Source organism: Rhizobium sp. P1_B8, assembly GCF_056406515.1.
Map to the genome: position 1 here is coordinate 1 of NZ_JBFTZZ010000011.1, position 20,597 is coordinate 20,597.

14 protein-coding genes and 1 riboswitch are annotated in these 20,597 nt (G+C 61.1%); of the genes, 5 read left to right on the forward strand and 9 right to left on the reverse strand.

All coding sequences use genetic code 11. The features are described from left to right. Window positions 1-112 precede the first annotated feature (112 nt). From AC1D2N_RS14685 to AC1D2N_RS14725, 9 genes are all read right to left on the reverse strand, one after another. Entirely contained in the window at window positions 113-310 is a 198-nt protein-coding gene (locus AC1D2N_RS14685; RefSeq protein WP_477981491.1) for a barstar family protein, read from the reverse strand. 125 nt (window positions 311-435) lie between these two features. Next, window positions 436-984, reverse strand: coding sequence for a hypothetical protein (locus AC1D2N_RS14690; protein WP_245484510.1), 549 nt, complete (start codon window positions 982-984; stop codon window positions 436-438). A gap of 218 nt (window positions 985-1,202) precedes the next feature. Continuing rightward, window positions 1,203-1,544: a hypothetical protein gene (locus AC1D2N_RS14695; protein ID WP_018448582.1), complete on the reverse strand. Its 342-nt coding sequence runs from the start codon at window positions 1,542-1,544 to the stop codon at window positions 1,203-1,205. Window positions 1,545-1,553: 9 nt separating this feature from the next. Further along, a complete protein-coding gene (locus AC1D2N_RS14700) occupies window positions 1,554-11,360 on the reverse strand; it encodes a hemagglutinin repeat-containing protein (RefSeq protein ID WP_477981494.1) in 9,807 nt (3,268 codons plus the stop codon). A gap of 175 nt (window positions 11,361-11,535) precedes the next feature. Next, a complete protein-coding gene (locus tag AC1D2N_RS14705) occupies window positions 11,536-12,222 on the reverse strand; it encodes a hypothetical protein (protein WP_018448580.1) in 687 nt (228 codons plus the stop codon). 102 nt (window positions 12,223-12,324) lie between these two features. Continuing rightward, the gene (locus AC1D2N_RS14710) at window positions 12,325-12,876 is read right to left on the reverse strand and encodes a hypothetical protein (RefSeq protein ID WP_130653917.1); all 552 of its coding nucleotides are present in this window, start codon (window positions 12,874-12,876) and stop codon (window positions 12,325-12,327) included. 46 nt (window positions 12,877-12,922) lie between these two features. Next, entirely contained in the window at window positions 12,923-13,390 is a 468-nt protein-coding gene (locus AC1D2N_RS14715) for a hypothetical protein (protein ID WP_018448578.1), read from the reverse strand. Window positions 13,391-13,401: 11 nt separating this feature from the next. After that, window positions 13,402-15,123: a ShlB/FhaC/HecB family hemolysin secretion/activation protein gene (locus tag AC1D2N_RS14720; protein WP_018448577.1), complete on the reverse strand. Its 1,722-nt coding sequence runs from the start codon at window positions 15,121-15,123 to the stop codon at window positions 13,402-13,404. A gap of 12 nt (window positions 15,124-15,135) precedes the next feature. Further along, a complete protein-coding gene (locus tag AC1D2N_RS14725; protein WP_026231014.1) occupies window positions 15,136-15,759 on the reverse strand; it encodes an invasion associated locus B family protein in 624 nt (207 codons plus the stop codon). A 692-nt stretch (window positions 15,760-16,451) separates the two neighbouring features. Next, window positions 16,452-16,548, forward strand: a riboswitch (TPP riboswitch). Between the two features lie 50 nt (window positions 16,549-16,598). Between AC1D2N_RS14725 and thiM the strand changes: the two genes are divergently transcribed. From thiM to AC1D2N_RS14750, 5 genes are all read left to right on the forward strand, one after another. Continuing rightward, window positions 16,599-17,402, forward strand: coding sequence for a hydroxyethylthiazole kinase (thiM, locus tag AC1D2N_RS14730; protein ID WP_026231013.1), 804 nt, complete (start codon window positions 16,599-16,601; stop codon window positions 17,400-17,402). After that, window positions 17,399-18,034, forward strand: coding sequence for a thiamine phosphate synthase (gene thiE, locus AC1D2N_RS14735; protein ID WP_018448574.1), 636 nt, complete (start codon window positions 17,399-17,401; stop codon window positions 18,032-18,034). The genes thiM and thiE overlap by 4 nt, the downstream gene beginning before the upstream one ends. Beyond that, a complete protein-coding gene (gene thiD, locus AC1D2N_RS14740) occupies window positions 18,031-18,840 on the forward strand; it encodes a bifunctional hydroxymethylpyrimidine kinase/phosphomethylpyrimidine kinase (RefSeq protein WP_130653918.1) in 810 nt (269 codons plus the stop codon). Before thiE ends, thiD begins: the two co-directional genes overlap by 4 nt. Window positions 18,841-19,058: 218 nt before the next feature. Beyond that, complete coding sequence (locus AC1D2N_RS14745) at window positions 19,059-19,538, forward strand: GNAT family N-acetyltransferase (RefSeq protein ID WP_026231012.1); 480 nt, start codon at window positions 19,059-19,061, stop codon at window positions 19,536-19,538. 23 nt (window positions 19,539-19,561) lie between these two features. Beyond that, window positions 19,562-20,584, forward strand: coding sequence for a glycoside hydrolase family 3 N-terminal domain-containing protein (locus AC1D2N_RS14750; protein WP_018448571.1), 1,023 nt, complete (start codon window positions 19,562-19,564; stop codon window positions 20,582-20,584). Window positions 20,585-20,597 lie beyond the last annotated feature (13 nt).

Below are 20,597 nucleotides of genomic sequence, written 5' to 3' on the forward strand. Positions count from 1 at the left end.
GGAGGCGCAGGAATTCGCCACACAGTGGCTATGGACCTACAACAACGAACGGCCCAATATGGGCATCGGCGGCATAACGCCCGCACAGAAACTGAAAATGGCCGCGTGATTTCTACTGCTGAGCCCCGTTAAGAATGGGGGGATTACCCTCCGGGGTTCCGAAGGCGCCTCCAAGCATGTCATCAAGACCATCGAAATTGTAGTCCCTGTCAGGCATATCCGGAAAAAGTTGCCGCGCAACTTCGCGAAAAAAACCATCCAAGTCCCGGATCTTCTCTCCGTCTATATGAAATTTTCTTTTATTTTCCATACTCTTTATCCGCGCCACTCTCGTGCGATCTGGCACATCCAAAACTAAACACGGTCAAGAGGCTTCAAAGGTCGGGATCGTTCTTGCAATCTCCAGTCATCACACATTTGGAGCCGATTGATGTTTTATGCGGCAATTGGCTGAGGATCTCGCACCTCCACATGTGTTCCGCGAAACTGGAATCCCATTTCAGTGCCGTCAATCATGACCGTCCCGCCTCTGACCATGGGCTGGGCCCGCCCGTCTCCAATCGCGATGGCGATTGCTTTGATCAACACATTCGCGGTTTGGCATGGCCGCATGGCCAGCGCAACCTTCCGTTGTTCTGCCCCTCCGAGCTCTGCCACGCCCGCCAGGTCAGAAAGTAGGAGCCCATCTTCGGCTTGGATTTGCTTACTAAGTGTATTCAGGCCGATCTTATCGGCCTTTTCAACCAGCCCTGCCAGTTTGATTGCTATCTGCTGAGCGCCGTTGCCGTCGTTAAACCGTTCGAGTGCAGATATCAGTTGCGCCGAATCCATAGCGAACGCGGTCGCCGGCAACGCAACGGCCGCACAGAAAGCGGTTAGAAGTTTATTTCGGGACGTCCAAGGTACCTGACAGTGCATTTTAACATCGGCAATATCGACTGCATCTTCGAGTTGTTCAAGGCTGGGAACGGTGGTTTGCGCCAAGGGCCACAAGCCGAAAGCTCGGAGAAATTGCTCCGAGCAATGCCTGCACGAAGCATACCGTTGTGCAATTCCACAATTCGGGAGAGTCTTCAATCATGCCTATTGCTCCTGGGGATTTCTGACGGCCTCGGCTCGTTTCCTGCAAGGCGCGATATTGCGCGGATATCGACGACACTGACCACTGAGAGGAGACTGCGCTTTCGGCGCTGCAGAGTAACTCAATCAGATTGTTTGAGCCGTTCGGCTTCTTTGATCATCGCGTCCAAACGATACGGCAATATCCCCGGAATTCCTGCCAGCTTCCAGGCGCTAAAATACTCCGGATAACTGCTGTATACTTTTCCGTCGACCTCAATCTGCTTGTCTTCCGACTCTGAAGATCCAAATCTAAGCATGAATTGCAGATGGATCATCGCCATCGCCCGCAGTCGTCGCGAATGCCGATCTAAACTATCTATAGAATGTGCGTCTGAATATGTCGAGTTTCCCTCCAGGACAGCCAGCAACTCCTTGGTCAAGCCAAGCTCCAAAGCACGATCTACCAGGGATTCTTCTGACATTCTCTCACCTTATCTACTAAACTTCACCGCTGGAGTTCCACTACTGCCACTCGAGATCGTAACTTTTCCGTAGCCTAGGCTTTGCATTGACTTCCCAAGTGGCGTGCCCATCACCGCTTCTTCCGCGGTTGTTCCCGCGGTTGACATCAACTTATTGTATGCTGCAAGGTTGTCCTTGCCCAAGGTTCCAGAAACGGTTTTCACCTCACCGGTTGTTACCGCCCCTATCGCTTGTTTTATCATGGACGTGCCCATGTTTTCGCCTGCCACGCCACCATTTGTGTAGAAATTGATATGCAGGTTGCCTGAAGTGTAGGTAGCATGCAGGTCACCTGAGGCGTAAGCCTTACTGCCTTTGCCAGTGACTTCGATTGTCTGGCCCCCGTCGGCATACGTCTTTGTTGATACCGTGCAGTTGACATTATGCACCCAGACCGATTTGGCGTCGCGGTTCGCCGCCTGCTTTACGAAATACGTATGAAAATCAGCCACTGTAAGATTATAGGCATCGAGCGGTTTGGCTTCGATGCGTACGGACACGACATCGGACCAAGATTCGTCATCATTCAACATCCGGTCGCCAGGCTTGAGATCCTTGACCGCAATCCACACACCGTTGTGAATCGGACCGGAATAGAACTCTCCGTCAATCGCTATCTGCGCTGCTTTCGATGCGCCTTCTGGCAGGACAGCGAAAACGCGGTGTAACAGCGTCGTGATGATCGTCTGCTTAACCCGGCCATTCTCGGATTGCAGCATCAGATAGACTGTTTCCGGGTGCTTATCGAGGAAACGCTTCTGGACAAGCTTATATCCCTCGTGTCCCTGTTCGTCGCGTGACCACACCAATGACTTGCCGGGGTTAATGTTGCGGATCGCGGTGAAGCCGTCGATCGTCTTGACCAGTGTCGAACCATCGAACGAGCAGCCGGCTACCGACTCTGTATTGGTTCCACGTTGGATCCCGCCACCGCCGTTTAGTTCCGCCAAAGCCGCGGTTCCGCGTGGAGAGCTCAGAACGATTCCGGCGATAGCGTCAAGAAGCTGTTTTGTGCCTGTGGGATCTCTCTGAAGCGACTGCAGCTCAGCATAGTAACTCTCGAGCAGTCTTCGTTCCGTTTCTGATAGACCCAGTCCTTGCTGACCAATTGAGTGAATGGCCGCGCCAAGGTCTTGTCTTGCTGCGATGCAAGCGTCAGAACCAATATCCTCACTGCAAGCGCTCACCAATTCTCCAGTGGTGATTTGGTCGAGGGTCTGCAGATCCTGCGCGATGTCACAAGCCCCGGCAACGCCGACCTTGCAGGCCATCTCCATGCTCTTCAGCTTGAAGTACTGCTTATCGTTCAGGTAGTTGAACTGATAGTTGGCGGCGCCATAAGCCGCGCCTTCCCCGCCCCCAGCAGCTCCCGCCACAGCGGCCAAGCTTTGGCCGATCAGCGTGGCGAGTTGCTGACCCTCAAGCGTTCCTTCGTATTTTGTGCCCTTGAGCATGCCGCTAACGAGCTTGTCGATCGCCGAAGAAAGCAATGTCGAAGTGCCGCCGCCAAGCGCGCCTCTCAGGGCACCTTCCCAGCCATTGACCCCACCCAGGATGCCGGCGCCAATGGCATGCAGCAATGCTCGCCCGGGTCCGCTCTCACCCCAAATGGCAAGTTCTCCCGGGGTATCAGCCTGATCGGCGAGTTCGTTGGCGATCGTCGCGACCAATCCCGCCATGGTCTTCTGAGCGGCTTGGAGGTCAGCCTGTGTCCGGTACTGATTGCGCAGGATGTTCTCGAGGTCCGGCAATCCGGGCAGCGAGGTGTTCGTGTTTTCAGTGTCGCGGCGGATCGTGCCGAGATCCTGCGTCTGATGCTCCGGATCGGTGATGGTGATACCGATGTTCGGACCGATGGCCGAGTAGGCCTTGCCAGTCTCCTTCTCGCCGGCGTTGATTGGTGGTGCAAATGAGAGACCACTGGTGCCGATTGAGCCGCCATAAGTGTCGGCCTTCCAGGACGAATGCGTGTCGATATCGGTTACTGTCAGCGTGCCGGTATCGAACGTGTTGCGGTCGGCGGTCGCCTCGCTGGTGATCAGTCCGCCCACCAGCGTCGTCTGCTTCTCGACATTGAGATTAAGACCGCCGGTGCCGGCATGGATGCCAGATTGCTCCGAGACGACGACGGCATCACCCTTGGCCTTCTGCGTGACGCCGGAAATGCCGGAGGAGCCGAGGCCGATCTGCCCCGAGAGACTGAGTTGGTCTGCCTTCGCCTTGGAAGTATCCACTAGGCTCTCGACCGTCAGGTTCCGGACGTCGGCCGCGATGGTATTGCCTGCGACAGTTGCACCTTTCAAGGCGAGATCATTGGTGACGATCGTGACGTCGCCGCTTCCATTGACATGGGTGTTGGTGTGGCTGGTACCGGTAGTGCTGGAGCCACCCTTGCCATAGGAGCCGCTGACGCCGACACTGGTCTCGCAGTTTTTCTTCGCCGTACTGCAGCCGAAATTAACGCCGACGCCGGCGCTCCGGGAACTGTTGGAACTACTTGAGTCCGATGTGCCGGTGGCGGCGTTCAAGTTGATGTTGCCGTTCTTCGCCGACAGGAAGATATCGCCCACCAGCGGATCATCGGAGATGGTCGGCAGGCCGAACTTGTCGTAACCGGCCGCGATCTGGGCGCCGTCGCTGGTAATGGAGCCGTTCTGCGCGTCTAAGGTGATGGAGCGGCCAGCACGGATACCGGTCACGGCGGGCGTCGAGGATGACGAGGATGAGCTGCTTTCCTGTTGGCTGATACCCGCATTCAAACCGATGTTGAAGGAAAGCCCCTTGCCGTCGGCGAGGTTGTCAGAGACGCCCTTCAGGCCCTTGATACCCTCATAAAAGCTCAGGCCGGCGATTGCGCTGTTGGTCAGCCCATTGACGCCGCCGGGATCCGAAAGACGCTCAGCCCCGTTCATGATGCTCTGGGCCGCACTGCCCACCTGGCTCGAGACGCTGAGCGTCACGCCAGCGAATGTCTTCTCATGCACCTCCTGGTAATTGCTGACGTCGTTGGCCGAGAGAAGATTAATGTCATTAGCGGCGAAGAGAGTGACGTCACGCTCGGCCGAGGCCTGTGCGGCCTGCAGGTTGACGTTGTTGCCGGCGGAGATGTTGAGGTCGCGACCGGCGGACAGCACCGACGCCGCGTTGGTGGCGGACTGCTGCGCCGAGCCGTCCTTGGTTTTCTGCGCGCCGATGCCGACGGAGAAGCCGCCATTGCCGGCCGAGAAGGACAGTCCGAAGCCGGACTTCTTCTCCTCTTCGGACTGCGAGAAGCTTTCCGCCCCTGGCGTGACGTTGACGTCGCGCGCGGCCGACAGGTTGATGTCGCGCTCGGCATCGACCGAAGAGCCCATGATGTTCAGGTCGGTTGCCTGGGCTGTCAGGTTGACGTCCTCGCCGGCGGAAAGCGCCGAGCCGACATTCAGCGTCGAGGCCTGTGCGCCCTTGTTCTGTTGACTGCCGTAGATCGAAATAAACCCGCCGCCGGAACCGACGCCGATGCCGGACTTCTTGCGCTGCTCCTCAAGCTCGTGCGTCTCCTGAGCCCCGATGATAGAGACATTGTCGGCCGCGACATTGATCGAGCCGTCGGCATCGACCTTTGAACCGGCAATGACTGCTGCCTTGCCCGCGTCGAGATTGATGTCACCGCTGGCGCTCAGCTGCGAGCCGACGGTCGTCTCGTCGTAGCTCTTGTAGCTGGATGAGCCTTTCGACAGGAAGCCGCTGCGCGAGCCCTTGTCATCCTTGGCGCTGGTGTCCTTGCCTGATGCAATGACGAGGTCGCCGCCGGCGGTGATGTTCAGGTCTGCGGCGGCGGCCTCGTTGCCGGCCTCGATCTTCGAGGCGGAGATGACCGTGTCCTTGCCGGATTCAATGTCGACGCCGCCACCGCCTGTGATGGCGGAACCGACGGCCGTCGTCGTTTCCAGATGCGTAGTCGTCTTCTCGCTGCTGCCGAGGAAACCGCCCTTGGTGCTGAGCTTGGTGTCGAGGGTTGCGGTGTCGGTGGCTTCGGCGATCGTCACGTCACCATCGGCCTTGAGAGCGACCTTGCCGTCGGCGGCGAGCTTGCTGCCGACGATGTTGAGGTCGTGATCGCCGCTGCCGTTGCCTGCCGTCACCGAGAGATCGCCGCCGGCCGATATCTCAGAGCCGACATGGGTGATCGACGAGGAGGCCTTCTTGCCGAAGGTGGATGCGGAATGCTCCTGTGCGGCGGTGATGTTGATATCGTCGCCGGCGCTGAGCGCGACATTGTCGCCGGCCTTGACGGAGGAACCGGAGAGCAGGATGTCGCCGCCTGATTTGATCGTCGCATTCGTGCCGGCGGATAGCTGCGATTGCTGCTGGTCGGTGGAGAGGGTCCTGGTGTAGCCGGATTGGTTGTTGCGGGCGACATCGGTCGACACCACGGCCACCGAACCATTGTCGGCAGTCACCTCGAGCGTCGTTCCCGCCTTGGCGGAACTGCCGATGACGTTGACATTGTCGGTTGCCTTGATCGTCAGGCTGCCGCCGCTGGCGACCTGGCTGGCGGTGGCGTTCTGCTGGCCTGCATTGTCAACCTTGGCTGCAGCCAGCGTCACGTTGTTGCCGGTGAGCGAGGCGTTGCGCGTGGCATTGGCCTTGACGCCCTTCAGCGCCAGATCGCCGCTGCCGCCGGCAAGCAGTAGATTGCCGCCTGCCGTCACGCCTGCATTGGCATTGACGAGGTTCTGGCCGCCGATCGTCATCGTCTGGGCCGCCAGCGTGATGCCGTTGGTAGCATTGAGCGTCGTGTCGCCGCGCGACAGGAACGTTCCGCTGCCCTGAATGGTCTTGCCGGCGATGGCAAGCCCGCCAGCGGATGCGATCAGGCCGGAATTGTCGAGATTGCCGACATTCATATCGACCGAGCCGCCCGCCATGACGGCGCCGGCGCCGCTAAGCTTCTGCCGGTCGGCGGCGGCGACGTAGACGACAGGAGCAAGCACCTGGACGCCGTCGACAGTCTGCCACTGGTAGAGGACGATCGACTTGGTGAGGGCCGCCGCCTGCTCAGGCGTGAGCCCTTGGCCGACAGCCAGGCCGTTATCCTGGGCATAGTCGGCACCGTTGTCGAGCAGCGTCTTCATCTGCTCGATGGCGCTGTTGCCGGCAATGAAGGTGCTTCTGCCGAGGCCTTCGCCGACGAGCTGCCGCAACTGCGTGTCGATCAGTTGGTTCTCGAAATAGGCATCGCCCAGAAACGGAACCGTCGTCTCCGGCACGTAGCCGATCTCGCGCATGAAATAGCCGGAGCCGTAGAACTTGCTGACATCGAGGAAGTCGCCGCGGGTTTCGAACAGGAATATCTGGTGGGGTATGTTCCCGTCGACGCCACCCGATTGCGGTTTGGCGGCGGCCTCAAGGGCTTTGCCGTCGACGCGGATGCGGTCGGCGATATTGCCGAGCCCGGTAAGCAGGCTGCCGCCATTGGCGGTGACGCCGCCGAGCGCCGAGTTGACATTGAACAACGCACCGCCGGCGGTCAGGCCGGTGAGCGCTGAAAGCGGATCGCGGGGATTGCTTGATGCCGCCAGGCTGGCGCCGCCGGCAACCGAGCCGGCTGCTGACGTGTTGTTGACGCTGCCGAAATTGACGGAGAGCGCACCGCCGGCCTTGATGTTGGCCGAGACGCCGCCGATCGCCTGGACAGAGCTGACGATCGTCGTGCCGTTGGCGATGTTCTTCGAGGGATTGGCGTTGCCGTTGGCATCATAGGCCGTGCAGGCGCCCTGCGCCTGGCAGGTCGTCGTCGTCGTGCGAAACAGGCTGACGCCGGTATTGGTCAGCGTTGAGCCCTTCAGCGTCGCGTTGCCGCCGGCCTCGATCGAGCTGTAGGCATTGGTGAGATTCGTGGCGTCGATCGAAAGGTTGCGGCTCGCCCGGATCGTCGCTTCCGGGCTGAGCGTGCCAACCAAGCGGTCCTCGTAGACTGACTGGCTGAGATGGGACGACCAATCCCATGTGTAGGTGGTGCTTTCGTCCGAGCCGCTGAAATTCACCTCGTCGACGATGAAATAGCGCGACGGATTGTTGGGATCGACAACCGGATTGCCGTTCGCGTCCCTCGGCACCCGGTCCCTGATCCAGTCGATGATCGGCCCGACCTTCTCCGGTCCGTCGGCTGAGATCCAGGTCCAGGCGCGGTAAGTCGTGCCGTCGGCAAGCGTCGCCTTCGACCAGAGCAGCGGCTGATAATCCTGCCACAGCCCCGGATCCACGCCCGCATAGAGCTGGTACATGTTCTGATCTGCGGTCTCGAGGTAACCGAACGGCAGGCCGGCGGCAACGGGATTCAGCGTGAAACCGCTGACGACGCCTGAAGACACCAGCGTCCCGGTCGTCCATTGCGGCGTGGCGGCCCGCTGGTTGGTCAGGGCGCTGGTCAGGATCGACATGTCGTTTCCGGCCTGGATGAGACCGGAAATATTGGTGAACTCAGTGTTTCTCAGCCCGGCCGCCACCCCGGCGATCTGAAGGTCATGGTTGGCGAGGATGGCGCCCTGATTGTTGGTGAGCACGCCGCCGACGAAGAGGCTGGCGTCGTTGCCGGCATAGGCGAGGCCCGTGGCGCTGTTGGTGAAGTTATCGGCAATGTTGAATGTGAGATCGTTGCCGGCTGCCAGTTGCCCGGCATTGATCAGCGACGGCAGCGTCAGCGTCAGGTCGTTGGCGGCGAGCAGCGCGGTGCCGGCCGTCGTCGTAAGACCGGTCGCATCGATGGCGATATCGCCCGAACCGCCGGCGGTGGTAATGGCATTGACCCGGGCGCCACTGAGATCGGCCGTGCCGGAGAGATCGAGAGCCAGGCCGCCGAGAGTGAGGCTGCTGTTGGCAAGGTTGGCGCTTGCGGCGTTCAGGGTCAGCGTACCGCCGGTGGCAATGTTGCTCGCCCGGCCATTGGAGAGATCGATATTGGTCGTGGTGAGCGTCAGGTTGCCGGCGGTGCGGGTGGGATTGCCGTAGCTGATCTGGCCGCCCGACGCCGTGAGCGCAGCGCTGCTGAGGCTCTGGAGCTTGTTATAGGCAATATTCTGGCTGGCGCTGGCCGAAAGAGCGCCGCTGCTCAGTAGGGCGTTGCCGGCGGTGATCGAACCGCTTGTGGCCGCAAGGCTCATGCTGCCGGTCTGCTGGAGCTTAAGCGTGCCGGCGGATGCAGCGGTGGCCGCGAAGTCGAGGCCGGAAACGAGAGTATCGACGGTGATATCCCGCGCCGAGAGGCTGGCGTTGCCGGCGGCAAGCGACTGGCCGGTAAGATCGATCGTGCCGCCAGCAACGATCGTCATGTCCTGATGGGCAACGACATTGGCGCTGACATCACCCGCTGCGCTAGCATCGACACTTCCGGCGGCAAGCAGGTTGCCGGCGCTGATATCGGTGGCCGTCGCCTTGAGCGTGAGATCGCCGGTCTGCCCCAGCGCGATGTCGCCATTGGCCGACTGGGCGGTGGCGGCAAAATCGACGCCGGAGACGATGGCGCCGGCCTGAATGGCCGGACCCGTGACCGAGACGTCGCCCGCGCCAAGGAGCTGGCCGGTGACCGATGTATCGGCGGTGATGGTAACGGCTCCGTGGCCGCTGACATTGTCGGCCTGGAAACGACCGGCATCGATGAGGAGCGCGCCTGCGGCAAGCAGTGTGTCTATATCGACGCTCCCGCTGCTGCCGGCATCAAGCTTCAGGTCGCCGGCCGTGCCGACGGCGATGGCGCCGCCCGGCGAGGCGGCGGTGGCGGCAAAGTCCATGCCGGCGACAATCGTGTCCGCCGCAATCGAGCCGCCGCTGATCGATACATCGCCGGCGCCGAGGAGCTGGCCGGTGATGTCAGTGTTGCCGGAAAGCGTGATCGCGCCATGACCGGTGATGGCCGTTGCACCGATATTGGTGGCGGAAGCCGAGAGATTGCCTGCCGCAAGCAGGGTGCCGGTATCGATGTCGCCGCTCGCGGCAAGGGAGAGATCGCCGCTCTGCGTCAGCACGATATTGCCGCCGGCCGCATCGGTCGCAGCAAAGTCGATGCCGGCGATGATCGCGTCGGCTGTGATGGCGGAGCCAGTGAGGTCGATGTTGCCGCCACTGAGGATCTGACCGCTGATGTCAGCGGCCGCGTTGATCGAAATAGCGCCATGCGCGATGACGCTCTGGGCCGTCAGCGCCGCTGATGTGACCGAGGTATCGCCGGCCGACAGGAGCGCGTCGACATCGACGGCGCCGCTGCCGGCGGCAAGCTGGATGTCGCCGGCCCCTGATAGAACCGTGCTGCCATTTGCCGCCGCATTCGTCGCAGCGATGTCGAGGCCCGAGACGACCGTATCGGCCGAGATCGAACGGCCTGAAGCCGTGACGTTTCCCTGCGCCAGCATATCGCCGGAGATGCCGATATCGGCGCCGGCGGCAAGGGTGATGTCATTGCCGCTGACAAGCGAGGCTGCGGCGATCGAGCCTGATGTCGCGGTGATTGTCAGCGCACCGCCACCCTTTGCGGCGCCACCGACCTGGATGTCGCCCGACGTGCTGGACAAGGTAAGCGCATTGCCGGCCACGACGCTGCCGGCAGCGATCCCGGCGTTCGACGACATCAGGACGTTGGCGGCGCTGTTGGCCTCTCCGCCGACACTCAACAGGCCGCTGCCGCTCGAAAGCAGGATGTCGCCGTCGGCGGCGACCGTATCGAGGGTAATTCCCTGATCCGCCTGAACGGCGACCTTTGCTTTCGAGGCTACTTTGGCGGCCGTCACCTTCGCCTTCGAGGAGATCGAAACGCCCTGCTGGCCGGAGACGTTGCCGAGCGAGATCTTGCCGTCGGCCGACAGCGACAATTCGTTGGTGTTGGCCGCAAGATTGCCGCTCATGCGCACGCCGGCGCCCTTTTCGGTGACGACGATCTTGATGCGGTCGGCCTGCATGGCGCCAAGTGCTGTGCCGTCGATCGCATATTCCGGTGTGCCGGAGATCGGAGCGAGCGCCTGGGAATTGCCCGTCGCGTAGTCGAAGTTGGATGCACCCGCCGTCACGCGCAGGTCCTTGCCATAGACCGGGCCGTTGACGTGGACCGCGCGCGAGACGATGTCGAAGAGATCGACCGCGCCGGGCCCGGCAGCGAAGTTGCCGCCGTTCGGTCCAATGGTGACATCCCCGCCATTGACGATAAAGCCGTTGAGCTTGCCATCGGCCCCAATCTGCGGCGCGCCTGTGGTCAGCGTTGCATGCGGCGTGTTGATGAAGCCGCAGCCGTCGCAGGTGATGCCGTTCGGATTGGCGATGACGACATCCGCCCGGCCGCCGAACACCTCGGTCGGGCCGTTCAAAGCCGAGCGATTGCCGCTGGTCACCTCGTTGAGGATGACCGATGCCGGGCTAGAATTATTCAGATTAGGATTGCCCGGCGTGACGCCGCCGAGATTGGAATTGCCGATCTCGCCCTTGTAGTTGTTGAGGATGAGGCCCGGCGTGCCGACGTTGAAATTGTCGTATTTGTTATGTGACAGGCCGGTCGCATTCGGGGTGACGATGTCGATCAGCGGCACGCCGTTCGGGGCGGCGCCGACGCCCGGCKGGTTGGCGGCGGGCGCGGCGCCGCTTGCCGACACAGATTGGGCATTGGCAAGCATCGGCTGAAACACGAGCAAACTGCTCAGCAGGAGCGCGAGCGATTGCCGGGCGAGACGTGCCAGCCTGCGACCAGGTCTTCCATTTGCTCCGGCGACGCCACATGTTGCTGTCGTCGACTTGCACCGCTCTTCGCTCATCACTGCCTTCCGCGACCTAAATCCATGCGGCGGATAAATCCCGCATTAGTTGCAATTTCTTAGTTGACCGAAACCATAGCCGTTGATGACGGTCAACTTCTGCCTGTGCTTGAGGTAAATGCAATCCGAACAAAATGGACGCGATTTGGCGCGTCCCCGTGGGCGTCCGGCGTGCCTAGTCCCCGAACTTCTTGAACGTGATGGAGGAATAGGCTCCCGGAAGAACTTCCCTCATGACCTCGCGCTCGGCCTGGCTTGCTTCCTGCCCAACCACGACGGGGTGAGTCTTCGTCCCCTGCACACGGAAGTATCCGGCATCGACGATCTGGCCCTCGCCAATCGTAATCTTGCTCGCACCTTCCAAGGCGCTGATGTAGCTGAACAGTCCGCCATGATCGCCGCCAGCCTCGAGCGTCATCGTTCCGTTCGGCGAAGACATCTGACAGGAGGCGTAGGTCACGACATAAGTACCGGGCGCGATCGGATGCAAAACGCGTTCGTACTCCTTCGCGTTGCCGACAGGGTTCAGGAGATTGCCGTTTATATCCGCCGGCTTGCTTTGCTCGGGCAGTAGCCATTTGAAACCGCTCCAGACATCTTCAGGAGCAGCCACCTTGTCAGGTTCGCCGTCGACGAGCTTGCGGAGACGAATTTGGCCGGCACATTGCATTGGGCCGAACAAGCCGGGATAGATAAAGCGCGCCAGGATCAACGCGCCTTTTTGTTTTCTTTCGTTCAGAATCTCAGTGGATTTTGCCACTCTTTCGCTGGCGACCATCGCGGGATCTTTTGCCCCGCCGCATGAAGCCAGCAGCACCGCTATGACGCTCAATCCCGCAGCCGCAAAAAGCCTTTTGTTCATACGAAATTTCTCCATTTCGATTGGGACAGGGGATTCAAACCCTGCCGAGGCCCCGTCGCCATCCTCTTTCGGGTTCGACAATATGACTGCTGCATCGCAGGACTATTTCTGGGTGAGCCACGACTTCACATTGCGTGTGAAGGATTTCGACAACCGCTGCGCCATGATGTCAGGCGCCCCTGACGTCGTCGCTGCGTTGATCGCAACAGCGACGATCACGCCGTAGCCGCTCCCGCGCATGGAGAGATCTTCGCCATGGATGTTTTGCGCTTCGGCGATCAGTTGCCTGGTCTTGGCGTCTTCCAGCCGGACGGTCCCATCGATCATGCTGTCATGCCCGCCGATGATCCGCGCCTGCTTGGTGGTGACATCGAAGACGTGCAGCGTCACGACCAGCCTGCCGCGCGTGGATCCGCCGGGCACGCCGATCAATTCCTTGGCCATCGTCGCCTGAAGCGTGCGAACCGCCTCCTGGACCTGCTGGTCCGGCTTGTCGCCGAAACCGAATGTCTTGACGTCGGGGGCCAACTCAATCCGGATTTCGCGCACCGAGGTTCGTTGAAGGGCCGCAATTAGCCGGGGATCGGTCGTCGTGACGCAGGACGCAAGTGTCGCCGCCAGAAGGAGAAGGGTTAGAAAACGCACGATACGCATAGAGAAACTCCGGGATTCAGGCATAGGGTTCGAGTGTCAGCGAAATTCAGTTCCTGTTGTCCGACGACGATGCAGGCTTGGCCTTGGCGTCGAGATGCTTGTAGAGCTCGGTCAACTGGGACTTGGGCGCGGGGCACCCTTTCGATTTGGCAATGCTGGTCAGGACATTGTTTCTGTTGCGCAACGCATCGATCTCGACCTTTTCGGGGGATTTCGGATCCATGAAAAACAGCGCAGGAAGAAACAGGAGGACGCCGGTCGCGCCGAGGACGATATTCTTGCCTTGCGCGTCCGTCCGCTCCTTCACTGTCGACGTGATCTGCCGTTCGTTCGCCTCGAATTCACGCGCGATGCCGGCGCAATCGAACGCGCTGTCGGTCGGGTTGGTCGAAGCGACCGGCCGGGCCTCCCGGCCGGCGCAGCCGGCAAGCGAGATGGAAAGGGCAAGGATCAGCGCTGTCGATGTCGAAAAGGTCTGAGTGAGTTTATTCTTCGAAATATTGCCGGTGGTCATTTTTGCTTCCGTTACCAATGAGTGGATGCGCTGAAATAAAAGAGCCCGCCGTCGACCTGGTCGAGGCTGCTTGCAACGATGTCGGAATAGCCGAGGTCGGCGCTGATATTGCCGCCGACAGCGCGGATACCGGCCGTCCAGCTGGCGAGATCGCCCCCCGTCATGTCGAAGCGCTTTTGCGAATAGACATGGCCGTAGTCCAGGCCGAGGTAAGGGCGCAGCTCGCCGAGGACCTTCGCGACTGCATCGCCGCTTTCGTTGGATTTCGTTCTCCAGACGATCTCGTTGTGGCTGAACATGCCGTTATTGCCGAAGAGCACGCTTTCGCGCGTGCCGCGGACATTGCTGTAGCTGCCAAGCGAGATCTGCTCCGCGCCAAGGAGATTGTCGGGGGAATATTGACCGCTGAGCAGCGAGGTCAGCTCGAGCTGCCTACCGGCCAGCGTGAACGGCTGCGTCACGCTGATCGTAGCGTTGAACTTTGAAAATCGCGGATCGGCGTTGCCGGCGCCGGGATCGCCTGGTTCCACGGCATCGAAGAGGCCGAGCCCCTTGTCGTAGCTGGCATCGAATACCCAGATGCCGCCGAACATGCGGCGGGAATGGGAAATACCGATCTCGCCGACCGTATAGCGGCGGCTGCCGACCTCGATCAGATTACCGAGCAGGAAGTTGTTCGTCTGTTTATAGGTCAGGCTGCTGCGGACAGTCGTGATCGAATCCTTGTCGCGCAAGACGACGCGATCAATGCCGAGACCTGCCTGCCCGGAATTGCCCGAGGTTTCGAGCGATGAGAAATTTCCTTCGACCGCACTTTCATATTGGTACCAGGAGCCGTTCAGCGAGACAGTGGAGTAACCGTAGGGGACGCTGACGCTGCCGGAATAGCTGTTGCCATATCCCTTTCCGTCATTGCGCCACGGATAGTCCGGACCACTATGCTCGTAGGAGAAGGACCACTGATCGTTGATATCAAGCAGATCGTCCAAGCCCAGCGATGCCGAGCTCCGGGAAAAACCGGTGCTTTCCTGCCCCATATTGTTGTTGCCGAGGGAGGCATGCCAGGGTCGGCCCGGGCGGTTTTCGATATTGAGGATCGACGTTCCGTCCTTGGGACCGGGCAGCATGGCGGATTTGGCGTCGTTGGCCTGCAGCCGGTTCATCTGGTCGAGCCCCTGCTCAATATCGCGGATATTGACGACCCGGCCGATCAGGCCCGGAAAGGCTGTCGCAAGCGAACCGCTGCCGGCGACTTTCTGGCCATTGAGATAGATGTCCGAGAGCGTGCCTTCGACGACGAGCAGGCGAAGGATTCTGGTCTTGGCGATATCCTGCTGCGGCACGTAAGCCCGCGAGGTCACATATCCATGATCGATATAGAGGTGCGTGACATCGCGCAGCACCGCATTGATCTCCGCAAGGCCGACGCATCGGTTGCCGTAAGGTGCGGTCACCTTGCCGATCTCCTGTGCCGATAGCAGGTTTGCCCCATCGATCTCGACACGCGTGATGTCGAAACAGGCGCCATTTCCGGGGCCTGCGGGCAAAGATCCGTTTTCCCCATCCGCGCTGCCGCCCGGTGTGGCACGGCGAAGCGCATCCAGCCGCTGCGACTGCGTCTGCTCTTCCTGGCGGCGGTTAAAATCGTCGGCCGGCGACTGTGCGTGGGCGGAAGCGACACCGATCATGAGGACGGCGCCGACAACCAGGGAAGATCGAATGTCTGTCGTCATTTTGAAATTCGGCTACTTCACGGCAGTGGGCTGGAGTTCGTCGAGGGCCGGCTTCAGCCCTTTCAGCGAGAAGCGGATATTGACGTCCTGGCCGTTCATCAGCCGCACCAGCCCTTCAGCACTCGAGCCTTTCTTCAGCGCCGCGGCCGTCTTCGTATCCAGCGCCTGCTGCGCCCAGCATCCGGACTGGTTGCAATTGCGATAGTCGAGTTTGGCGACCGGCTTACCATCGGCATTGATCGACAGGCCGGAGGGCAGGAAGACGTTGAGCGGCAGAAGGGCGGTCAGCATCAGCCGCGGCTTGCCCTTGTCGCCCTTGCCCTGGGAACCGGCCGGCGAAGCTGCGATCGCCAACGTCAGGATATTGACGGGTTTGCCGTCTTTGGCGACTTGCGCGACCTGGGCGACTTCGCAGGCCTCAGTGCCTGCCGAACCGGTGCAGCGATAATACCAGTCGTCGAATTTCTGGGATTTCATGGCCGGCGCCGGTTGAGCGGGCGCCTGCACCTGTTCCGGTCCTTGATCGGTCGGAACAGGTGATTGCGAAAAAGCCGGGTTGGCACAAGCAATGAATATCAAAACAGGGGCGATAGTCGGACGAGTCCGCTTCATGCCGATTCTCAAAAATTTTCTCATTGAAAATACAACTTCAGGAAGATTTTATTCGGGTGTAAAGCCCTATCGCTACAATCCATCATTTAGTCAACCTAAGCGTGTCAGCACGGTAAAGTTTCCGTTAGATATTTACTTCACGTTCTGGGAGATTAAGTCTTGCCTTGGCTGAGACTCGCCCTCAACGAATTCGCCAAGAGATTTCAACGCTCGAATAAAACCGATTGGCGAGGACCATGAGACGACGCGCAACTTACGCGAAGCTGTCCACCTGCCCGCTTGCATTGAAAATTCGACAGATGAACGGATAGGATGAATAATTCCGCACTATCCGCACTGCTGCGAAGTCTTGAAAAGATGAGCCTCGTTCCTTCGAAGAAAAGAGCCGCTCCGGCATCTGTGTTTTTCTCGATGCTCCTCACAAATACAGAGATGTATTTTAGAAATTCATTGCACCCACGGTTGCTACTGTTATTCTTCTCGAAAAGGAGAGGACAGCCGCATGGCAAAACGGCAACGACGAGGGCAGCCCGGAACAGAACCCGCAGACGACATTCTGGAAAACCTGGTCAAGACACGAATCGGCGGCGATCTCTCGTCCTTCATGAAGGGCGATCCAGACCCATAAATCATCCATAGCCATCGTCGCGCCGCGTCGGTCGCAGAATTGTCATTTTCAGGATGACATCAGCCCCGTTCTCTGCGAAAAAGAGCGCGATGAGAGACAGGGGCGTTCGTCGACAGACGGGCTGAGAAGCACCCTTCGAACCTGAACCGGATAATGCCGGCGGAGGGAGTCGCTCGGGGTCGCGGCTTAGCCCGCACGAACCGCCCCGTGCCCGCCCCCGCCTGAAAGGGGCCATATGCAGACCAGGACCACACCAGGAGCGATGCTGAAGGCGATGCGCGAGAAGCCGCCGCTCGTTCAGTGCATCACCAATTACGTCGCCATGAACATCGCCGCAAATGTGCTGCTTGCATCCGGCGCCTCGCCTGCCATGGTGTATGCCGCTGAGGAAGCCGGGGAATTCGCCGGGATCGCCAATGCGCTGACAATCAATATCGGCACGCTGTCGACGCAATGGATCGACGGCATGCAGGCAGCGGCGAAGGCAGCGACATCAGCCGGCAAACCCTGGGTGCTCGATCCGGTCGCCCATTATGCGACGGCTTTCCGCCGCAACGCGGTCGCCGACCTCCTGGCGCTGCGTCCGACCATCATCCGCGGCAACGCCTCCGAAATCATCGCGCTGGCCGGCGGAGAGAGCCGCGGCCAGGGCGTCGACAGCCGCGACCCGGTCGAACAGGCGGAAGGTTCGGCGCGATGGCTGGCTGAACGTCAGCGGGCGGTCGTCGCCGTCACCGGTGCGGTGGATTTCGTCACCGACGGCGAGAAGGCCGTGCGCATCGAAGGCGGATCGGCGCTGATGCCGCAAGTCACCGCGCTCGGTTGCTCGCTCACCTGCCTCGTCGGCGCCTTTGCCGCGACGGCACCCGAAGACACCTTCGGCGCGACGGTTGCGGCACTTGCAACCTTCGCCATCGCCGGCGAAGAGGCCGCACTTGGGGCGGCCGGCCCCGGTTCCTTCTCATGGCGTTTCCTCGATGCGTTAGCTGCGCTCGACCCCGAAACGCTTGACGCCAGGGCGAGGATATCGGCGGCATGAAGGCTTTCGACCTTTCGCTCTATCTCGTCCTCGACCCCGATCTGTGCGCCGGGATCGGCATGGTCGAAACGGCGCGACTTGCCGTTGCCGGCGGCGCGACCATGGTGCAACTGCGTGACAAACATGCCGCCACCATCGGGATGATCGAGACCGGCCGCGCCTTGAAACAGGCATTGGAGGGGACCGGCGCCCTCCTCATCGTCAACGATGATGTCGAGGCGGCAATCGCCATCGGCGCCGACGGTCTGCATATCGGCCAGGAAGACATGGATGCACACAAAGCGCGGACGATGATCGGCCCCGACATGATCCTTGGCCTCTCGGTCGAGACCGCGCCGCTCGCCGCCGCCGTTGATCCTGGTCTGGTCGATTATACCGGCGTCGGACCGGTGTTTGCGACACCGACCAAGGCCGACCACAAGCAGCCGATCGGTTTTGACGGTCTTGCCAAGCTGGTGAAGGCCTCGCCGGTGCCATCGGTCGCGATCGGCGGGCTCAAGGCGGATCATGTCGCCCAAGTGTTCGCCGCGGGCGCGAAAGGGGTTGCCGTCGTTTCCGCCATCTGCGGCACGCCAGATCCTGAAGCGGCCACGCGCCACATCGCCGCAGAAATCCGAAAGGCCCGTGCATGATCCGCAACGTTCTCTCGATCGCCGGCTCCGATCCCTCCGGTGGCGCCGGCATCCAGGCCGATCTCAAGGCCTTTTCCGCCCGCGGCGTCTACGGCATGGCGGTGCTGACCGCGTTGACGGCGCAGAACACGCAAGGTGTCAGCGGTGTGCATCTGGTGCCGCCGCAATTCGTCGCCGACCAGATCAATGCCGTCTTTGCCGATGTCCGCGTCGATGCCGTCAAGGTCGGCATGATCGCCAATGCCGGCATCGCCGACGCCGTTGCCGGTGCGCTGACTGACCACCGCGACATTCCGATCGTCATCGATCCTGTCATGATCGCCAAGGGTGGAGCCGCCCTGCTCGCGCCTGAAGCGGTCGACGTGCTGACCCATCGGCTGCTGCCGCTTGCCACGCTGCTGACCCCGAACCTGCCCGAAGCCGCCGCGCTGCTGCACCAGCCGGTCGCGACAAATCGCGCTGACATGGCGGCGCAGGCCGAACGCCTGCGCGCGCTTGGCCCGGCCGCAGTGCTGGTCAAGGGCGGCCATCTCGACAGCGACGAGAGCCCTGACGTGCTTGCCACCGCCGCCGGCCTGCACTGGTTCGAAGCCAGGCGCGTGCCGACCAAGAACACCCACGGCACCGGCTGCACGCTCTCCAGCGCCCTGGCGGCCGAGCTCGCCAAGGGCGCCTCGGCGCGGGAGGCGGTCGCCATCGCGAAGGAATACCTTGCCGGCGCGGTCGCGGCTGCCGGAAGTCTCACCGTTGGCTCCGGCCACGGTCCGGTGCAGCATTTTCATGCGCTCTGGAAAGACGATATATAAGCACTCGCTCAGCGAACAAGCCGCCAATTGAAAACGGCCCGGCCTCCCGGGCCGTTTTTTCGTTCGGCACCTACTTTGCGTTGAAACCGCGGCGACTGCGGCGGGGCGTCCCTTTCTCTCGTTGAAAAACCTTGTTGACAAGCCCTGCCAGATGGCCAAATCTATGACACTAAAAGGGGATACATTCCGCAATAACGGAATAACTGGAGGAATGACAGGTGCCAGACCTGCTTGTGAGCTTGTATTCCACTGAGCTCGCCGACCTGAGACAGAAGGCCGGCGATGTCGGCGTCTCCATCCGCCCGGCCCTCCCCCCGGAACTGCATCTTATCGTCAGCTGGGTTCGCGAACAGTTCAGCGAGAACTGGGCAAGCGAAGTCACAGTCGCCTTCTCCCGTCAGCCCGTTGCCTGCCTGATCGCCGTCGACGGCGGCAAGCTGCTGGGCTTTGCCTGCTATGACACGACGGCGCGCGGCTTCTTCGGCCCGACCGGCGTCGACCCCGAAGCGCGTGGCAGGGGCATCGGGCTCGCCCTCTTTTCCGCCTGCCTTCAGGCCATGAAGACGCTCGGTCACGCCTATGCCTTCATCGGCGACGCCGGCCCGGTCGATTTCTACGCCAAGACCGCAGGCGCAATCGTCATCCCCGCCCCCGACAAGGGCATCTACGAAGGCATGCTGAGAAGCACGCCGAAATGACCATCTGATCCGGAGTTACAGAATTGTCCTCGACCCCGCTCGCCCTTTTCGTCGGCCTCCCGAATCCCACTATTTCGGATGATGAATTCGCCCTCTTTCGCGAAACCAATCCGCTCGGCCTGTTCGTCGGCCGGCGCAATCAGCGCGAGCCGGAACAGACGAAGCGGCTGATCGACCGCTTCCGCGAGGCCGTCGGCCGCGACGACGCGCCTGTCTTCACCGACCAGGAAGGCGGCCGCGTTCAGCATCTCGATGCCGGCCCCTGGCCGCTCTTCCGCAGTTTCGGCCAGTTTGCCGAACTTGCGCGCCGCGATTTCGATCTCGGCAAAAAAGCACTGCGCCTTTCCTCCCAGGCCATGGGCGCGATGATGACGGAACTCGGCCTTTCCAGCGGCTGCTCGCCCGTTCTCGACCTCGTCTTCGAGACGACGAGTGCGGTCATCGGCGCCCGCTCCTTCGGCCCAGATCCCGATTTCATCGCTGCCCTCGGCCGCGAGGTGGTCGATGGCCTGCTCGAGACCGGCAACATGCCCGTCATCAAGCACATTCCCGGCCATGGCCGCGCGACGCTCGACTCCCACAAGGAGCGTCCGGTGGTCGACGCCAGCCGCGAGACGCTCACCGCGACCGATTTCAGGCCCTTCGTCGCGCTGAAGGATACGCCCTGGGCGATGGTCGCTCATGTCGTCTACTCGGCCTATGACGCGGAGCTGCCAGCGTCCGTCTCGCCTGTTATGCACGACGTGATCCGCAAGGAGATGGGCTATGACGGCGTGCTGATATCAGACTGCATCTTCATGGAGTCGCTCTCCGGCACCCTGCCGGAACGCGTCAAACAGGTGCTCGACGCAGGCTTCGACATCGCGCTCCACAGCCACGGCGACATCCCGGAAAGCGAAGCCGCCGCCAAAGCCGCCCGTCCGCTGACGGAAGCTGCCCTGCAGCGGATCGCCGCCGGCAAGGCCCGCCTCGGCAATCTCAAGATCGATGTCCGCGCCGCCCATGCGCAAGTCGAAGACATGTTTGCAAGCGCGCTGGTCTCCTGACCGGCACGTCATC